The organism is Sinomonas mesophila (assembly GCF_001999765.1).
Classification (GTDB): Bacteria; Actinomycetota; Actinomycetes; order Actinomycetales; family Micrococcaceae; genus Sinomonas; species Sinomonas mesophila.
In genome coordinates this window covers 67,809-85,900 of the sequence record NZ_MTIC01000013.1, presented here as the reverse complement: position 1 = coordinate 85,900, position 18,092 = coordinate 67,809, and the positions used below count along the sequence as shown (strand labels likewise).

Annotated in this window: 15 protein-coding genes; 2 read left to right on the top strand and 13 right to left on the bottom strand. The window is 71.3% G+C overall.

The window, feature by feature from the left end; all coding sequences use genetic code 11:
- Window positions 1-108 precede the first annotated feature (108 nt).
- Window positions 109-1,119 (top strand): EamA family transporter RarD, encoded by a 1,011-nt coding sequence (gene rarD, locus BV907_RS14965; RefSeq protein ID WP_077490541.1) that lies wholly within the window; start codon window positions 109-111, stop codon window positions 1,117-1,119.
- 142 nt (window positions 1,120-1,261) lie between these two features.
- On the opposite strand, the gene BV907_RS14960 is transcribed toward rarD, so the two are convergent.
- The 4 genes from BV907_RS14960 to gabT all read right to left on the bottom strand — a co-directional run bounded on the left by BV907_RS14960 (window position 1,262) and on the right by gabT (window position 5,292).
- Entirely contained in the window at window positions 1,262-2,224 is a 963-nt protein-coding gene (locus tag BV907_RS14960) for a type IV toxin-antitoxin system AbiEi family antitoxin domain-containing protein (RefSeq protein ID WP_077490540.1), read from the bottom strand.
- A gap of 272 nt (window positions 2,225-2,496) precedes the next feature.
- Window positions 2,497-2,925, bottom strand: a complete 429-nt coding sequence (locus tag BV907_RS14955) for an OsmC family protein (protein WP_077490539.1) — start codon at window positions 2,923-2,925, stop codon at window positions 2,497-2,499.
- A gap of 10 nt (window positions 2,926-2,935) precedes the next feature.
- A complete protein-coding gene (locus tag BV907_RS14950) occupies window positions 2,936-3,811 on the bottom strand; it encodes a universal stress protein (protein WP_077490538.1) in 876 nt (291 codons plus the stop codon).
- A gap of 119 nt (window positions 3,812-3,930) precedes the next feature.
- Complete coding sequence (gene gabT / locus BV907_RS14945; protein ID WP_077490537.1) at window positions 3,931-5,292, bottom strand: 4-aminobutyrate--2-oxoglutarate transaminase; 1,362 nt, start codon at window positions 5,290-5,292, stop codon at window positions 3,931-3,933.
- Window positions 5,293-5,452: 160 nt separating this feature from the next.
- Here gabT and BV907_RS14940 point away from each other — a divergent pair, with 160 nt between their 5' ends.
- Window positions 5,453-6,886: a PucR family transcriptional regulator gene (locus BV907_RS14940; RefSeq protein ID WP_077490536.1), complete on the top strand. Its 1,434-nt coding sequence runs from the start codon at window positions 5,453-5,455 to the stop codon at window positions 6,884-6,886.
- A 367-nt stretch (window positions 6,887-7,253) separates the two neighbouring features.
- On the opposite strand, the gene BV907_RS14935 is transcribed toward BV907_RS14940, so the two are convergent.
- From BV907_RS14935 to BV907_RS14895, 9 genes are all read right to left on the bottom strand, one after another.
- Window positions 7,254-8,708 carry an FAD-dependent oxidoreductase gene (locus BV907_RS14935; RefSeq protein ID WP_077490535.1) on the bottom strand — a complete coding sequence of 485 codons (1,455 nt, stop codon included), beginning with the start codon at window positions 8,706-8,708 and terminating at the stop codon, window positions 7,254-7,256.
- Window positions 8,709-8,756: 48 nt separating this feature from the next.
- Window positions 8,757-10,001: a uroporphyrinogen-III C-methyltransferase gene (gene cobA, locus BV907_RS14930; RefSeq protein ID WP_077490534.1), complete on the bottom strand. Its 1,245-nt coding sequence runs from the start codon at window positions 9,999-10,001 to the stop codon at window positions 8,757-8,759.
- A 181-nt stretch (window positions 10,002-10,182) separates the two neighbouring features.
- A complete protein-coding gene (locus BV907_RS14925; protein WP_077490533.1) occupies window positions 10,183-11,109 on the bottom strand; it encodes an ABC transporter permease in 927 nt (308 codons plus the stop codon).
- A complete protein-coding gene (locus BV907_RS14920) occupies window positions 11,099-11,824 on the bottom strand; it encodes an ABC transporter ATP-binding protein (protein WP_077490532.1) in 726 nt (241 codons plus the stop codon). The genes BV907_RS14925 and BV907_RS14920 overlap by 11 nt, the downstream gene beginning before the upstream one ends.
- A 60-nt stretch (window positions 11,825-11,884) precedes the next feature.
- Complete coding sequence (locus BV907_RS14915; protein ID WP_077490531.1) at window positions 11,885-13,069, bottom strand: ABC transporter substrate-binding protein; 1,185 nt, start codon at window positions 13,067-13,069, stop codon at window positions 11,885-11,887.
- Between the two features lie 313 nt (window positions 13,070-13,382).
- Window positions 13,383-14,012 carry a DUF6318 family protein gene (locus tag BV907_RS14910; protein ID WP_077490530.1) on the bottom strand — a complete coding sequence of 210 codons (630 nt, stop codon included), beginning with the start codon at window positions 14,010-14,012 and terminating at the stop codon, window positions 13,383-13,385.
- Window positions 14,013-14,210: 198 nt separating this feature from the next.
- The gene (gene katG, locus BV907_RS14905; protein WP_175637486.1) at window positions 14,211-16,439 is read right to left on the bottom strand and encodes a catalase/peroxidase HPI; all 2,229 of its coding nucleotides are present in this window, start codon (window positions 16,437-16,439) and stop codon (window positions 14,211-14,213) included.
- Between the two features lie 125 nt (window positions 16,440-16,564).
- Entirely contained in the window at window positions 16,565-17,488 is a 924-nt protein-coding gene (gene mmuM, locus BV907_RS14900) for a homocysteine S-methyltransferase (RefSeq protein ID WP_077490528.1), read from the bottom strand.
- On the bottom strand, window positions 17,485-18,081 hold the full coding sequence (locus BV907_RS14895; protein WP_077490527.1) for a dihydrofolate reductase family protein: 597 nt from the start codon (window positions 18,079-18,081) through the stop codon (window positions 17,485-17,487). The genes mmuM and BV907_RS14895 overlap by 4 nt, the downstream gene beginning before the upstream one ends.
- Window positions 18,082-18,092 lie beyond the last annotated feature (11 nt).

Sequence of the window (18,092 nt, the reverse complement as noted above, 5' to 3'; positions counted from 1 at the left end):
CGGGATCCTGGCTGGCGGCCGGCGGCCACGCACAACCGCTTTAGTCTACCGCTGGCGCACCCGGCACGGGCCGGGAATACGTGACAGGTGCGTCGACGTTCTACGCTCGTGACCGAGAAGCAGACCGCCGAAGCCCCCGTACCCACCACGAGAGCCGTCGAAGCGGCTCCAGCGAACCCCTCGGGATCCACTGGTTCGCCGGGCTCGTCGGCGGGTCTCCTCTTCGGCATCGGGGCCTACGGCCTGTGGGGCCTCCTTCCCCTCTACTTCGTCACCCTCGTCCCCGCCGGGCCAGTCGAGATCGTCGCCGACCGGGTCCTGTTCTCCCTCGTCGTCTGCTTCGTCCTGCTCACCGTTGCGCGCTCGTGGCGCGCCTTCGGCGCCGTCCTGCGCAGCGGGCGGGCCTTCGGCGCGCTCGCCCTCGCCGCGGCGCTCATCGGGGTCAACTGGCTCACCTACACCTTCGGTGTGCTCAACGGGCAGGCCATCGAGGCCTCGCTGGGCTACTTCATCAACCCGATCGTCTCGGTGCTGCTCGGCGTGCTCGTCCTCAAGGAGAGGCTGCGGCCGCTGCAATGGACGGCAGTGGCCATCGGCGCCGTCGCGGTCCTCGTCCTCTCGGTCGCCTACGGGCAGGTCCCCTGGATCGCGCTCATCCTCGCGTTCAGCTTCGGCTTCTATGGGCTCGTCAAGAACCGCGTCGGCGCGACGGTTGACGCCGTCACGAGCCTCACCGTCGAGACCGTCGTGCTCACCCCGGCGGCCCTCGGCGTCGTGGCGTGGCTCGCCGCCGCCGGGACCCTCACGCTCACGGGCCATGGCCCGGGGCACTTCTGGCTCCTCGCCGCGAGCGGCGTCATCACCGCCACCCCGCTGCTCTTCTTCGGCGCGGCCGCGCGCCGGCTGCCCATGACCACCATCGGCCTCCTGCAGTACATCGCACCGCTGTCCCAGTTCCTGCTCGCCGTGACCGTGCTCGGCGAGCACATGGCCGCCGGGCGGTGGATCGGCTTCGGGATCGTGTGGCTCGCGATCCTCGTCCTGACCGCGGACACGCTCTTCGTGGCCCGCCGCCGGCGGGCCGGCCTCCGCGCCGCCGCTGAATCCGCACGCGCCTAGCGGACTCCTCAGGTCCAGCAGGCCGGGCTCTCATCGGCGTGGCAGGCGCTTGCCTTCACAACAGGCGTTGGCGCGGGCCTGTCGTGAGGGGCACGGCCTGTCATGCGGGTCGCGCTCCTGATTCAGGCATTCGCCGAAGTTGCTATGCCGCCAGTTTGCGCGCCCTCTCGAACGCAGAGAGGACCGTGGAGGCAACGTGTCCGGGGACCGAGAGGTCCGCCCAGCGCACCCTCGCCACCGTCCACCCTTCAGCGACGAGGGCGAGCTCTCGTCGGCGCTCGGCGAGCAGCACCTCCTGCGTGGGCCGGTAGTCGAAGTACTTGGCGTCCCCGTCGAACTCGAGGACCACCAGGAGGTCCGGCCAGGCGAAGTCGGCCCGGTACTGGCCCTCGGACGTCTCGATCCGGTGCTGGAGGACAGGAGTGGGCAGTCCCGCGGCGGCCAGAGCGAACCGCGTCCGGGTCTCCCCGGGAGACTCGGACAGCCCGTCGAGGAGGCCGAGGAGGTTCTCGATACGGCGTGCACCGCGTGCGGCTCCCGACCTTTCCGCCGCGGCCCTGATTCCGTCGAGTGACGCGCCGAGCCTCAGCGCATGGTCCCCGATGATGGCGGCGCGTTCCGGGTCTAGGATCCTGGCGACATCCGCGACGGATCGCTCCAGGGACGTCGACCGCGCCATGCGTCCCGGGCCGAGACGGACTGGGACGATGTCCTCATCCGGAATGTACAGGGAGTGTGCCCGGACGTCCGCCCCGTGACTCGTCTTCGATCCGGAATACGGGACCGTCACGTGGACGCTGGCATCAGTACCCCACGTGCGGCAGCCCAGGATCCTCGCCGCAGTCGCGTGGCTGTAGACCGCACCTCCCTGGGTCGATAGCCAATGGGCCTCGATCCTGAGCCTCTCCTGATCCCACGGGGCCAGAGTCAGCCAGTAGGCGCGCCGAACGTACACGCCCCGTCGCAGACGAACGAGCTCCTTGCGGCGCACCGCCTCCGTCAGGACACGGTGGTCGATCCCGGCGGCAGCAAGCTCCGACGTCGACGCGACATGTGGTTCGGGCCATCGAGCCTCGATGAGGCCGCGCATCTGGGTGGGCTTCATCCCTGCAGTCTGCCCTGCGGCCAGGCCTGCGGGGCGGGCCGCGGTGGGTCTGTGGATAACCTTGCCCAACACCGCGGACGCTTGTGCTCGACTCCGACAAGCCTCGCGCCTGCTCGACAGGCCTTGGCGACACAGCAGGCGTTGGCGCGGGCCTGTCGTGCCGGTCAGAGCCTGTCGTACCGCGTGCGGGCCGTCGGGATGCACGACGGCGGGCGGCGCGGCTGCGCGTCAGCCCGCTACTACGACGGACGGCGGGTGGTGCGGCTGCCGCCTCAGCCCCCGCCCGCCGTCGTGCGCACCCTGACCGAGGCGAGGCCGACGGGAGTGCCGACGCGCACGATGCGCAGGATCACGGCGTTCTCGACGACCTCACGGACGAGGGACTCGAGCTCGGCCTCGGGGCTGGCGCCCTCGAGGTCCACCTCCAGGGCAACCCCGGTCGAGCGTGTGAGCTCCGCGTCGAAGGCGCCATCGGCCCGGACCTCGACCCTGCCGAGGCCGATGCCACGCGCGGCAGCCGCCGTGTGGAGGTCGTTGAACACGCACGTCGCCATGGACAGGTGGAGGAGGTGGCCGCCGGAAGGGACCTCGGCAGAGAGCACGGCCGCACCGCTCTTGTGGTGCCGGATAGCCAGGCCGTGCAGCGGAACGGCCCCCGGATAGTCCGGGGACGAGGCGATGCCTGCGGCGAAGCCGGCCATGGCTCCTCCCCTAGCCCAGCGGGTGGGACTCGGCGCGCTCGTAGTCGCGCGGGACAACGACCATGGGCACGGGCAGGGCACGCAGAACCTTGTTGGCCATGGAGCCGAGGAAGATCTGGCGCTTCTGGGCCAGTCGCGAGGAGCCGACGATCACGATCTCGCCCTCGAGCCAGTCGAGGCTGTCCACGGCCTCCTCGAACGTGCGCCCGTGGGCGACTTCCACGCCCGCCTCGTGCCCCACGGGGAGCCGGTGGGCCGCCTCGGTGAGCACGGTGTTGGCGTGCCGGTGGGCCGCGTTGATGTTCTCCCCGAAGTCGTCGGCCCGCTCATCGAGCTCGACGAGGGAGACGAAGCGGAGCGGGACGTTGCGGCGCCCGGCGGCGACGAGTGCGACGTCGATGGCGGCGTCCGCGCCCTCGCGCCGGCCGACCAAGGCAGTGAGCCGCTGGATCGGGTCGGTGCGGTCGTAGCCGCGCGGGGCGAGCGCCACGGGGACGGGCGACGCATGCAGGAGCGCGTTGGCCACGCTGCCCACGGTGTAGCGCTTGAGGAGCCCGTAGCTCGCGGCGCCGATCACGATGAGGGCGGCCTCAGACTCGACGGCTGCCTCGATGAGAGCGGCCGCGAAGGAGTGCGCCCGGCGGACGTGGAAGTCGGCCTTGACGTCCTCGGGCACGAGCCGGAGGGCGTCCCCCTGGGCCGTGAGGATCAGCTGTTCCTTGACGTCGAGGCGCTTGCCCGCCGGGCTCGGCGGTACGTATGGCACGTCCTCGTTGAGCACGAAGACGAGGTCCAGCTCGGCGCCCTGGGCGCGGGCGAGTGCGACGGCGAGAGTCACCGCGTCGGCTCCCCGTGCGTCAGGCTGGTATCCGACGACGTAGCGCATGGCCCACCCTCCTGGTGTCAGAGCACACCTGTGCTATCACAGCAGAGACGGCGAGGGCGCCCGGCGATGCCGCGCGCCCTCGTCCGGTCTGCGGTCTACCGCAGACTCTACCGGGATCGCTAGGCGACGCTTCGGATCGCCGCCTCGAGCACGTCGAGGGCGTCGGCGAGCAGCTCGTCGCCGATCACGAGCGGCGGCAGGAGGCGCACGACGTTGCCGTACGTGCCGCACGTGAGGATGATGACGCCCTCCTTGAGGCAGTAGTCGGCGATCTTCTTGGTCGCGTCGGCGTCGGGAAGCTTCGTCGTCGCGGCGCTGCCGGGCTTGACGAACTCGAGCGCGAGCATGGCGCCGCGGCCACGGATGTCCCCGATGATGGAGCCCTCGCCGAGCTCGTCGCGGAGCCGGCCGAAGCGCTCCTTGACCGTCGCCTCGATCTCGCGGGCGCGGGCGCGCAGGTCCTGGGAGTCCATCGTCTCGATCGCTGCGAGCGCGGCGGCGCAGGCGACCGGGTTGCCGCCGTAGGTGCCGCCGAGGCCGCCGCCGTGGACGGCGTCGAGCAGCTCGGCGCGGCCCGTCACGGCCGAGAGCGGCATGCCCCCCGCGATGCCCTTCGCCGTCGTGATGAGGTCCGGGACGACGCCCTCGTGCTGGACGGCGAACCACTCGCCGGTGCGGGCGAAGCCGGACTGGACCTCGTCCGCGATGAAGACGATGCCGTTCTCCTTGGCGAACTCCGCGATGCGCGGCAGGAAGCCTTCGGCCGGGACGATGAAGCCGCCCTCGCCCTGGATGGGCTCGATGATGATCGCGGCGACCTGGTCGGCGCCGATCTGCTTCTGGATCGTCAGGATCGCGCGCTCGGCTGCCTCCTTGCCCGTGATCTGCTGGTTCTCCTCCCGGAACGGGTAGCTCATCGGGACGCGGTAGACCTCGGGCGCGAACGGGCCGAAGCCGTACTTGTAGGGCATGGCCTTCGCGGTCAGGCCCATCGTGAGGTTCGTGCGGCCGTGGTAGGCGTGGTCGAAGGCCACGACGGCGTTGCGGCCGGTCGCGACGCGGGCGATCTTGACGGCGTTCTCGACGGCCTCGGCGCCGGAATTGAACAGGACCGTGCGCTTGGCGTGCTCGCCCGGGGTCAGCTGGTTGAGCTTCTCGGCCACGGCGACGTAGCCCTCGTACGGGGAGACCATGAAGCACGTGTGCGTGAAGTGCTCGACCTGCTCCTTGACCGCGCCGACGACGGCGGCGTCGGAGGCTCCCACGGTCGTCACCGCGATGCCCGAGCCGAGGTCGATGAAGGAGTTGCCGTCGACATCGTGGATGACGCCGCCGTCGGCATCGGCCACGTAGACGGGCACGGCGGAGGCGACGCCGGCGGCGACGGCCTGGGCCCGGCGGGCCGCGAGCTCGAGGGACTTCGGGCCGGGGAAGTCGTGGAGGACCTTCCGCTTCTGCTCGAGACGGTACTGGATGTCCATGTGGGGTGTTTCCTTTCGGTGCAGTGGCGCCCGGGGCGCTCCTCGCCTGCGTCGCCTTCCACGGTATGCGAGCGGCGCCACAGCAGGAATGGCCGATCGCACCACCTTGCCTCTGAGACGTAGTGCGATCGGCCAGCCAGCAAAGCCTATAGTGGTGGGCATGGCCCTGACGCTCTCCGACCTCCTCTCACGCCCCGATCTGGGTCTCCGGCTCGCGGGATCGGCCGGGTCGACGCTCGGCGCGGAGATCCAGTGGGTGGCGGTTACGGAGCTCGAGAACCCCGCCCCATTCCTCTCCGGCGGCGAGCTCGTTCTCACTACGGGCGTGCGTCAGCGCAGCGCCATCGAGCAGCGCCGGTTCGTCCGCGTCCTCCAGCGAGCGGGAACCCTCGGGATCGGCTTCGGCGTCGGGCTCGGGCACGACGAGATCCCCTCGGCCCTCATCGCAGAGGCCAACCGCTGGGGCGTGCCGGTCATCGAGGTCCCCTACCAGACCCCGTTCATGGCCATCGGCAAGCTCGTCGCCGACTCGCACTCGGCGGACCACTACGCAAGCCTCGAGCGGCTCATCGCGGAGCACCAGGTCCTGGCGCGCTCGCTCCTGACCGGCGGCGGCCTCGCCGACCTGCTGCGGAACCTCGGCCAGATGCTCTCGACCGACCTCGTCCTGACCCAGTTCACGGCCCAGCTCTACGCCTCGAGCCCCGACGCGGGCACGCCGTCGATGGACCGCTGGGTCCCCTACCCCATCCCGACTGGCCGGCGCGACGCCTCGACCCTGTGGGCCAAGAAGCCCTTCGAGGACACTGGGATCGTCTCCTACGCCCAGAACCTCATCAGCCTCGAGCTCAACAACCTCATGAAGCAGCGCCAGGCCCAGCGGGCCCTCGCCGGGCAGGTGATGAACGACGTCGTGCGCGGCACCCTCGAGGCCGACGAGGCCTCGCGCCGCCTCGCCGGGGTGGGGGTCAACTCGACGCGGCGCAACGTCGTCCTGCTCGCGGAGTCCGCGGCGCACCACAAGAACCTGCGCGGCACGACCCTGCCCCCGGCGCTGGAGAGCGCGGTCTCGGCGACGCTCGACCACGACCTCGTCGTCGTCGTGGAGGACGACGGCGCGCGGGCGCCGCGGCTGGGCCGCCTCCTCGCCGATCACCTCACCGAGGCCGGCATCCACGCGACGGTGGGGATCGGCGGCTCGTACACGAAGCCGAATGGGCTGCGGTGGAGCTACTTCGAGGCCAAGGAGGCCGCGACGCGCGGCCTCGACGTCAACGAGCCCGAGCGGCTGAGCCTGACCTCGCTCCTGCTCGCGAGCGAGGACGTGCCGCTCGCGGACATGGCGGGCGAGGCCGTCGGGCCGCTGGTGCGCTTCGACGCGCAGCACGGCGCGGAGCTCGTGCACACGCTCGAGACCTACCTGAACCTCAACGGCTCCGTGGCGCAGGTGGCCGAGGAGCTCAACCTGCACCGGAACACCGTGCGCTACCGGCTCGGGCAGATCGCCGAGCTCACGGGCTACGACCCGGCCGTCACGGCGGACCGGGTCCAGCTCTACCTGGCCCTCGCGGTGCGCAAGGTCGCGAAGGCCTGACGCAGGCCCCTTCGGCCCCGCTTCTCGCCGAGATGGGGGCCTGGGCCGGCGAAATGGGGTGCCCGCGACCGCCGAAATGGGGGCCTAGGACTTCGAAGTCGGGGTGCGCAGGCTCACCAGAGGTTGTCGCCATACAAGTGCTGCCCTGAGCCGCTTCTCCTTGGTGAACTACGCAAGGAGAAGCGGCTCAGGGCAGCAGATATTGCTAGGGAGGCTAGCCGGGCGGGCCGCAACGCGAGGTCAGCCTGCGCCTGCGAGGCGAGTCCCGCCGTCGTCCGCCCAGGCATTGCCAGGACCCCATCTCGGCGTCCCATCACCCCATCTCGGCGGCACAGAACCCCATCTCGGCGAGGGGAGGCCTCGGGCGTCAGCCGGCGGTGATCGCCGCGCCGTTCGAGATGGCGACCATCTCGTCGCGCGCCACGACCTTGACGCGCTCGCGCGCGACCTCGCCCTTGTGCGTGAGAGCCGGCTCGGCGGCGGCGCCGAGGGCCTTCTCGTGCGCGTCGAGGGAGATCCAGCCCTCCCACGTCGTGAACTCGACGCCACGGGCCGCGAGCAGCTCGGTCACGGCCTGCTCGGCGGGCTCGGCCGCGAAGGGCAGGTTCTCGCGGTCCTCGAGGAGGAAGCCGACGGTCTCGAGGGCGTCACCCTTCGTGTGGCCGATGAGGCCGACCGGGCCGCGCTTGATCCAGCCCGTGGCGTAGAGGCCCGGCACGTGGGTGCCGTCGGCGTCGAGGACGCGCCCGCCGTCGTTCGTCACGACGCCGCGGCGGTGGTCGAACTCGACGTCCGGCAGGGCCGAGCCGAAGTAGCCGATCGCGCGGTACACGGCCTGGACCGGGTAGTCGAGGAACTCGCCCGTGCCGCGGACGTTGCCCGTGCCGTCGAGCTCCTGGCGCTCGAAGCGGATGCCGGCGACCTGACCCGGGGTCTCGGGCGAGTCGACGATCTCGACCGGGCTCTGCAGGAAGTGCAGGTGCAGGCGGCGGGAGGCCGTGAGCTCTTCAGGCTCCTCGGGCTGCTCGGCGATCCAGTTCGTCAGCGTGCCGACCATGGTCTTGACCTGGTTGTTGGTCTGGATCTCGCGGTCTGAAGCCTCGTCAAACTCGAAGTCCTCCGGGTAGAGGACGATGTCGACGTCGTGGCTGTGCGAGAGCTCGCGCAGCTCAAGCGGCGTGAACTTGACCTGGGCGGGGCCGCGGCGGCCGAAGACGTGCACGTCGGTGACGGGGGACTCCTTGAGGATCCGGTACACGTTGTCCGGGATCTCGGTCACGAGCAGCTCGTCCGCGTGCTTCGAGAGGACGCGCGCGACGTCGAGCGCCACGTTGCCGTTGCCGATGACCGCGATCTCCTTGGCCTCGAGCGGCCACTCGCGCGGGACGTCCGGGTGGCCGTCGTACCACGAGACGAAGTCGGCCGCGCCGAAGGAGCCCTCGAGCTCGACACCGGGGATGTTGAGGTCCGCGTCCTTGATCGCGCCGGTGGCGAAGATGACGGCGTCGTAGTGCTTGCGGAGGTCCTCGATGCTCAGGTCCGTGCCGTAGTCGACGTTGCCGAAGAACCGGATGTCGCCGCGGTCCAGGACCTTGTGCAGGGCGTTGACGATGCCCTTGATGCGGGGGTGGTCCGGGGCGACGCCGTAGCGGATGAGGCCGTACGGCGCCGGGTAGCGGTCGAAGAGGTCGATGCTCAGCGTGAGCTCGCCGGAGGCGACGGGCGCGCTCTTGGTCAGGAGGTCGGCGGCGTAGACGCCGGCGGGGCCCGAGCCGATGACGGCGACGCGGAGCGCGCGCTGAGCGAGGGGGGTGTTCGACACGGCTGTGTTCCTTCTGTTGGTTCTCGTCAGGACGAAAGGTGCTGGTGGTCAGGGGGTCGTGCGGGAGGCCAGGGGTGCCGGGAAGTGTGCGCGGGCGTACGGGCTCACGCGCACGACGTCGCCGATCACGACGACGGCGGGGTTCGCGACGCCGACCGCGCGGGCCCGGTCAACGATGGTACCGAGGGTGGCGATGGTGACGCGCTGCTCGGGCGTCCAGCCGCGCTCGACGACGGCGACCGGCGTGTCCGCGCCGAGCCCCCGCGAGCGCAGGACGGCCACAGACTCCGCGAGCCGGCGCACGCCCATGAGGAGCACGATGGTGTGGTCGGGCCGGGCCGGGAGCTCTGCGAGCTCGTCGTGCCCCGTCGCGACGCTGAAGCCCGTGGCGAGGCCACGATGCGTGACTGGGATGCCGGCGGCCGCGGGGACCGAGACGGCGCTCGTGACGCCCGGGACCACCTCGACGTCGACGCCGTGCTCGCGGCAGTACTCGGCCTCCTCGCCGCCCCGGCCGAGGACGTACGGGTCCCCGCCCTTGAGGCGGACGACGACGTGCCCTGCCCGGGCCTCGCGCACGAGGATCGCGTTGATCTCGGACTGGGTGGCCTGGTGGGCGCCGGGCGCCTTGCCGACCTCGATCACGCGAACGCCCTCGCTGAGCTCGGAGAGCAGGTCCCGGGGGCCGAGGCGGTCGGCGACGACGACGTCGGCCTCCGCGAGGAGCTGGCGCCCGCGCACGGTGATGAGCCCGGGGTCGCCGGGACCGCCGCCGACGAGGGCCACGCGGCCGGGACGGCGGCCGTGGCCCTTCCGGTGCCGGCGCAGGGGCAGCTTCCCGGTGCGCAGGGCGAGGACGATCGCGTCCTTGAGGGCCTTGGCCCGGCGCGGGTCTCCCCCGGCGTTCACGGCGATCGTGACGTCGTCGACGCGGGCGGTGGCGGGGGTCCACGCGGCGGAGGCCTCGTGGTCGGCGGCGTTGACGCACCAGATCCGGCGCTCCTCGGCCTCGGCGGCCACGCGGGCGTCGACGGCGGGGACGCCCGTGGCGGTCTGGACGAACCACACGCCCTCGAGGTCCGCGGTCTCGTAGGCGCGGGGCACGAGCGTGAGGAGGCCGGCGCTCGCGAGGCGGGCGACGTCGTCGTGCGCGTCCGGGGCCACGACCGTGACGATCGCGCCGGCGTCGAGGAGGCCCTGGGCGCGGCGCGCGGCCACCCGGCCGCCGCCGACCACGAGGACGGGGCGCCCCAGCAGGCGGAGCGCCGCGGGATAGAGGTCCTGGAGTGCCATGGATCAACGGTAGGCTCCGCCCCCGCGGCGGTGACAACAGATCGACACAGCCGTTCACGAGAGGTAACCCTGCGTCACAAAGGATCGGGTCCGCGACACAGGGGCGGCACGGCAGCGGCCCCGCCCCTCGCCCGGACGGGCGCGAGAGACGGGGCCACGGGGGCTGTCCGTGTGGAGAGGGCTAGCCGGTGCTCCCGGAGAGGAGGCCCCGGCGGGCCAGCAGCCGGCGCTCGATCGGGCCGAAGACGGCGAGCTCGATGAGGATGCCCACGAAAAGGATGATCAGGATCGCGCTCATGACGACGCCCATGTCGCTCAGCGTGCGGCCCTGGTCCAGGAGCGAGCCGAGGCCGAAGCCCATCGTGCCGCCCACGGCGATGATCTCGGCGGCCATGAGCGAGCGCCAGGAGAACGCCCAGCCCTGCTTGAGCCCCGCGACGTACCCGGGCAGGGACGCCGGGAGGATGACCTGGAGGGCGAGCTCCGCCCGGGAGGCGCCGAGCACCTTCGCGACGGAGCGGTACTGCGGAGGGACCTGGTCGATGCCGGAGACGAGGCCGTTGACGATCGAGGGGATGGCGCCCATGAGCACCACGAAGTAGACGGTCGCGTCCGTGAGGCCGAACCAGATGATCGCGGCCGGGACCCACGCGACGGACGGCAGGACCTGCAGGCCCGAGATGAGCGGCCCGAACGCGCGGCGCAGGGTCCTGACCTGGCCGAGGAGGAGGCCGAGCGGGGTCGCGACGACGACGCTCACCGCGAAGCCGAGCAGGCCGCGCTGGAGCGAGGTCCACACCGACTCCTGGACCTTGCCCTCGGCCCACAGCTCCGCGAGGGAGGCCAGGACGTCGAAGGGGCCCGGCACGAGGTCGCGGCGCTTGAGCCCGAGGCTCACGTACAGCTGCCAAGCCAGCACGAGGACGACGACGGCGGCGATCGGCAGGAGCGCGCGGGTCCAGTCCCGTCGGCGGCGGGACGTTTCCGACTGGAGATGGTCGAGGCCGGCCTCGAGGGTCCGCAGCTCCGCGTCGGAGGACTGCGGCTGCGCGTGGCCTGGTGCTTGAGTGCTCACCGTGTCCCTCTCGAGGGTGGAATTACTTGGCATGGCGTGCAATCTCCTCACGCAGGCGGGCGGTGACGTCCCCCGTGAGGGCGGCGACAGCGGCGGCGTCGTTCTTCGTCTCCTCCGGAACCGCCCACTCGGCGACGACCCGGCCCGGGCGCGACGAGAGGAGCAGGACCCGCTGCCCGAGGCGGATCGCCTCGCGGACGTTGTGGGTCACGAAGATGATGGTACGGCCGGTTTCGCGCCAGATGCGCGTGAGCTCCTCGTGGAGGAGGTCGCGGGTGATGGCATCGAGGGCGGCGAAGGGCTCGTCCATGAGCAGGACCTGGCGGTCCTGGGACAGGGCCCGGGCGAGGGCGACGCGCTGGCGCATGCCGCCCGAGAGCTCGTGCGGGCGCTTGTCGCCGGCCTCGCCGAGGTGGACGAGGTCGAGGAGCTCCGTGGCCCGCGCCCGGCGCTCGGCCTTGCCGACGCCGCGGAGCTTGAGCGCGAGCTCGATGTTGCCGCGGGCCGTGAGCCACGGGTAGAGCGCGGCGTCCTGGAACATGAACGCCGCGCCGTCCGCCGGGACCTCGAGCGCACCCGAGGTGGGGCGCTCGAGGCCGGCGATGATGTTCAGCAGGGTCGACTTGCCGCAGCCCGAGGCGCCGAGGAGCGCGACGAACTCGCCCTGGGCGATGCTCGCGCTGACGCCCTCCAGGACGGGGGCGCCAGCGCCGAAGCGCTTGCCGAGGTTCTCGAGCAGTACGGTCATGTCGGTTCCTTCTGTGTGGTTCCTGGACTGGGTCGGTCCGGGCCGAGTCCGAAGCTACGGTCAGTCCTGGCCGAGGCCGGCGGCGCTGGCCTTCTCGTGGCCAGGCACTGAGTTGAGGACGCGGAGGTCGAACAGGCCATCGATGTTGGCCTCCTTCGTGACGCCCGCCGTGACGCCGTCCTTCAGGAGCTTGGGGAAGGCCCCCGCGAGCGGGTCGGTCGTGAAGGTGATGTTGCCGAGGGCCCGGTCGATGACGTTCGCAGGGAGCTCGGCGCCCGAGGAGGCCTTGAGCGCGGCGTTGATGGTGCTCGCCTTGTCGGCAGCGCTGGCCCCGTTGAGCCAGTTCACGGCCTCGACGTGGCCCGCCAGGAGGGCCTCGACGGTCTGGGGGTGCTCGGCGGCGAACTTCTTGTTCACGATGAGGATCGTGGTCGGGAACTGGCCCGGCTTGCCCGTGCCCTCACCGTCCCAGAGGTCCTTCTCGTCGACGAGCACCTTGGCGCCGGCCTGGAGCACGAGGCGCGAGGCCCACGGCTCCGGCAGCCACGCGCCGTCGAGTTTGCCGTCCGTGAAGAGCTTGAGGGTCTGGGCGTTCTCGGTCGGGTTGATCGTCACGTCACCGCCGCCGTTCGGCGTCGTGGCGAAGCCGTGCTCGGCGAGGTAGGCGCGCAGGGCGACGTCCTGGGTTCCGCCGAGCTGTGGGCTCGCGAGGACCTTGCCCTTGAGCTGCTCGGGCGAGGTGATCTCGGGCTTGACGACGAGCTGCGCCCCGCCCGCGGCCGCGCCGGCGACGACGGCGACGGACTCGCCGTTGCTCTTGACGAAGGAGTTGATCGCCGGGTTGGGGCCGATGTACGCGGCGTCGATCGCGCCCGCGTTGAGGGCCTCGATCGCCGCCGGGCCAGCGTTGAACACCTGGGTGCTGAACGTGTCCGTGCCCGCGGCCTTGACCGCGTCCTCGACGAGGTGGTTCTGGACACCCACAAGGGCAGGGGCGTGGGTGACGTTGCCGAAGTAGCCGAGGCGGAGCTGCGGGGCCGGCGTCCCGACGGGGGCGGCCGCGCTCTGGGACGGCTGGGACTGTGGGGCGCCGGCCGTGGCCGTGGCGATGGCAGCGCCGGCCCCGAGGAGGAGCACGACGGCGGCGGCGATCCCGATCTTGAGGCCTCGGCCGCTCTTGGCCTCCTGTTCGGCGGATTCCGCCGTAATGCGCACGGTCTCGGGGGTCTTGGTGGTCTCGCTCATGAAGGGTCCTTGGTCTCGCAGGGGTCGCAGGTCTCTGGATGGGGCCTATCGACGGGCCCGACATCGGGGCGTGGCGCCCCGGCAACGGGCAGGCAACTGCGGGATCATGCGTTCAAGCGTAGGGACGCGGGTGGTCCGTCCCAAGGGTGCGGTCACGGGCGGTCACGTTGCGTCACGGAGCGTCACACGGGGCTGCCGGTGGGGGCAGTTCGACGGGCGCGGCGGCGAGACCGGTCCCCGGCTGCGAGGCCGGTGGTTGACCGACCGGTCTCGGGAGGGAGCACCGGTCTCGTCGCGAGACCGGTCCTTGCCTTCACTGGTGAGCTTCGGTTGGCACTCCGAGGTCTGACATCGACCAGCGGCCGTTGGCATATTCGGCTGTGGCGAGAACCGTCGCCGAAGCTGCTGGCGCCAGCGCCGAGACGCTGCCGGATTGAGAGACGTTGCTGGTCTCTGTCTGATGGAGTTCGACTTCCGCTGTCCACAGACCGTTGGCGTCGGGGATCCCGTCGGTGGAGAACCCAGAGAGAGTCAGGCGTCCCCCGATGATCCAGCCGCCCGCCGCGGTTGCCGCGTCGATGCTCTTCGCAGAGGTTCCACACATGGTGCATCCAGCGCCGGCATGGTCCAGTGCGGGCTCCGTGTCACCGGTCTGATAGGCGTAATCGAGCAACGAAATGTAGTGCCGCACGAAGGCTTCGAAGCCTTCCTTCGTGTTCTGCTTCGCCGCCTCCGGCAGTTCCGGCACCGGGATGTTGCGGGCCGGCTCTGTCGACGACGCCGGGGTCGGGCGGGCGTCGATGGTCGAGGTGGCCGGGTTCGCCGTCTCGCTCGGCGAGGGGTTCGCTGTCGAGCCCCCTGTGCAGCCCGTCAGGGCCAGGGCGCTGGCGGCGGCAAGTGCGGGCAAAGCCGTGCGGAGCGTGCGGCGGAGCGCCATTGACATCCCCCGAATCGTCGGTGCGCCGCCCCCGGCGGCCTGTTCTGACCGGAGTCTACCGAGGCATGACATCCAGCGTGAAGGCTGTCCTCAGGTGCGCCCGCAGCGCACGCTGCGAGGCCGGCGTCGTGCGCCGGGGGCACGACGAACCGGACCGGCCGCCGAAGCGGCCGGTCCGGGTGCACAGATCAGCGCAGGACGACGTCAGCGCAGGTCGAAGCGGTCCAGCTCCATGACCTTCGACCAGGCCGCCACGAAGTCGCGCACGAACTTCTCCCGCGCGTCCTCGCTCGCATAGACCTCGGCCAGTGCGCGCAGCTGGGAGTTGGAGCCGAAGACCAGGTCGACGGCGGTCGCGGTCCACGTGAGCTCTCCCGATCCCACATCCCGGATCTCGTAGACGCCCTCCTCGCCCTCGGAGGCCTTCCACTGCGTCCCCGGGGACAGGAGGTTGACGAAGAAGTCGTTCGTCAGGACCCCGGGCCGGTCGGTCAGGACCCCGTGCTGCGAGCCGCCGAGGTTCGTGCCGAGCGCCCGCATGCCGCCGAGCAGCGCCGTCATCTCGGGCGCCGACAGGTCGAGCAGGTACGCCTTGTCGACCAGGAGCGTCTCCGGCTGGAGCTTCTCCCCCGGGCGGACGTAGTTGCGGAAGCCGTCCGACCGCGGCTGGAGGTACTGGAAGGACTGGACATCGGTCTGCTCCTGCGAGGCGTCCGCCCGGCCCGGCCGGAACGGAACCGTCACGTCGAAGCCGGCGTCCTTCGCCGCCTTCTCCACCGCCGCGCAGCCTCCGAGGACGATCAGGTCCGCGAGGGAGACCTTCTTGCCGCCGTTCTGGTCACCGTTGAACGCCTCCTGCACCCCCTCGAGCGCCTGCAGCACGGTGCCCAGCTGCTCGGGCTGGCTGGTCTCCCAGCCGCGCTGGGGCTCGAGCCGGATGCGCGCGCCGTTGGCCCCGCCGCGCCGGTCGGTCTTCCGGAAGGTCGACGCCGCCGCCCACGCGGTGCCGATGAGCTGGGCGGGCGACAGACCGGAATCCAGGAGCTTGGCCTTGAGGGATGCGATGTCCTGCTCGTCGATGAGCCCGTGGTCGACGGCGGGGATCGGGTCCTGCCAGAGCTGCGGCTCGGGGACCCAGGGCCCGAGCAGGTGCGGTCCGACGGGGCCCATGTCGCGGTGCAGGAGCTTGTACCAGGCCTTGGCGAAAGCGAGGGCGAACTCGTCGGGGTTCTCGAGGAAGCGCCGGGAGATCTTCTCGTAGGTCGGGTCGATGCGCAGCGAGAGATCCGTCGTGAGCATCGTCGGGCGGTGCTTCTTCTCCGGGTCGTACGCGTTCGGGATGATCTCCGGGCCGTCCTTGGCCACCCACTGGTGGGCACCGGCGGGGCTCTTGGTCAACTCCCACTCGTACTCGAAGAGGATCTCGAAGAACCGGTTGCTCCACTGCGTCGGCCGGTCGGTCCACGTGACCTCGAGTCCCGAGGTGATCGTGTCCGCCCCCTTGCCCGTGCCGTGGGTGCTGAGCCATCCGAGCCCCTGCGCCTCGAGATTGGCGCCCTCAGGCTCCGGGCCGACGTGCGGGTCGGCCGCGCCCGCGCCGTGGGTCTTGCCGAAGGTGTGGCCACCCGCGATGAGGGCCACGGTCTCCTCGTCGTTCATGGCCATGCGCCCGAAGGTCTCGCGGATGAACGCCGCGGCCGCGGCCGGGTCCGGGTTGCCCTTGGGGCCCTCGGGGTTGACGTAGATGAGGCCCATCTCGGTGGCGCCGACGACGGGGGCCATCTTCCCCTCGCCCACGTAGCGCTCGTCGCCGAGCCACGCGTCCTCCGGCCCCCAGAAGATCTCCTCGGGCTCCCACACGTCCTCGCGGCCGAAGGCGAACCCGAAGGTCTTGAACCCCATCGACTCGAGCGCGACGTTGCCGGCGAGGACGAGCAGGTCGGCCCACGAGACCTTCTGGCCGTACTTCTGCTTCACGGGCCACAGCAGGCGCCGGGCCTTGTCGAGGTTGGCATTGTCCGGCCAGCTGTTCAGCGGCGCGAACCGCTGCCCGCCGTCGCCGGCCCCGCCCCGGCCGTCGTAGACGCGGTAGGTGCCGGCGGCGTGCCAGCTCAGGCGGATCATGAGGCCGCCATAGTGGCCGAAGTCGGCGGGCCACCAGTCCTGCGGCGTGGTCAGGACGTCGATGATGTCCTGCTTCAGGGCGTCGACATCGAGCTTCTGGAATTCTTCGCGGTAGCTGAAGCCCTGGCCGAGGGGGTTGCCCGCCGGGTGATGCGCGTGGAGCACGGAGAGGTCGAGCTGGTTCGGCCACCAGTCCGAGTTTGTCCGCGGCCGATGGGCCTTGGGCTGTGGCGAGTCGATCGCCGGGTTCTCGCTCTCGCTGCCGTGCGAGGTGGCGGCCGGGGATCCGTCCTGCTTGCTGTCGGTCATCGTCATCCTTCCTCTCCCCGAGGCCGGCGTCGGACTCGGGCGACCGGTCGAACACCGCCCATTGGATCATGTGCGTCGGGGGTAGGGCTACCCGCGAAAACGGACCGATCTGGGTTCGGATTGGCTCAGCCGGCCGCGCGAGCGAGGGCGGCGATGTCCGCCGGCGTCGTGCGGCAGCAGCCGCCGATGAGCCGCGCCCCGAGCGCCGCCCACTCCCCCGCGCGCGAGGCGAGCAGGCCGGCGTCGTGCGTCCCCGTCCCCCAGGTGCGCGTCGCCGCATCGTAGCCCTCGCCCGAATTCGGGTACGCCACGAGCGGCAGGTCTGTGCGCGCGGCGAGCTCGGCGAGGGCGGGACCGACGAGCGCCGGCGGGACGCAGTTGACGCCGATGGCGGCGACGCCTGGCCGGCCCGCGAGCTCCTCCGCAAGGCGGGCCAGCGGCGTCCCGTCGCTCAGGTGACCGGCGTCGCGGAGCGTGACGCTGAACCACGCGTGCGCGCCGAGCTCCTCGACGAGGTCGGCCAGGACGAGCACCTCGGCGGCGTTCGGCAGCGTCTCGCACGCTAAGATGTCTGCGCCCGCGTCCAGGAGCGCCTCGGCGCGCGGCCGGTGGAAGTCGAGGAATTCATCGCGCGTGAGCGCGTAGTCGCCGCGGTACTCCGAGCCGTCCGCGAGGTAGGCGCCGTACGGGCCCACGGAGCCGGCGACGAAGAGCGGCGGCCCCTCAGGGTGCTCGGTGCGGTGGTCGCGGCGGGCGCCCTCGGCGAGCCGCACGCTCTCGCGCACGACGCCGAGCGCCTCCTCCTCGCTCAGGCCTCGCCTCGCGAAGCCGGGCACCGAGGCCTGGTAGCTCGCTGTCGTCGCGACGCGCGCGCCCGCGCGGAAGTAGTCCCGGTGGACGGCGGCGATGATCCCCGGCGCCTCGAGGAGGACCTTGGCGGACCACAGCGGGTCGCCCAGGTCGCAGCCGCGGGCCTCGAGCTCGGTGGCCAGCGCGCCGTCGAGCACGAGCGTCTCCCCCGCGGCGAGGGCGGCGGCGAGGGGGTTCACCCGCTGGCGGCGGGCCGATAGGTGTTGATCACCAGCCCAGAGGGAATGGCGCGCGACTCGACGAGGGCCAGCCGGGAGACCGGGAAGCCGTCGGAGAACAGCTTCTTGCCCGTGCCCAGCACGAGCGGGTGGACGATGAGCCGGTACTCGTCGACGAGGCCGTGCTCGGCCAGGGTCCTGATCAGCTGGGTGCTGCCCCACACCCGGATTTCGCCGCCCGGCTCCTCGCGGAGCTTCTGCACCGCTCCGGGGACGTCGGGGCCCAGGAGGTGGGAGTTCTTCCAGCCGAGCTCGCTCAGCGTGCGTGATGCGACGTACTTCGGGATGCGGTTGTAGAGCCTCGTCAGCTCCCCCTCGAAGCCTTCGGCGTCCTCGTCCCACACGCCCCACGAGTTGGCGAAGATCTCATAGGTCTTGCGCCCGAGCAGCAGGGCCTCCGTCCTGCTCTCCCACTGCTGGACGGTGTCGTCGCCCTCGTACTCGAACTGCCAGCCCCCGTGCTCGAAGCCCTCCTCCCGGTCCTCGTCGGATCCGCCGGGCCCCTGGACGACGCCGTCGAGTGTCATGAACGCCTGGACCACGATCGAGCTCATGTCGGTTCCCC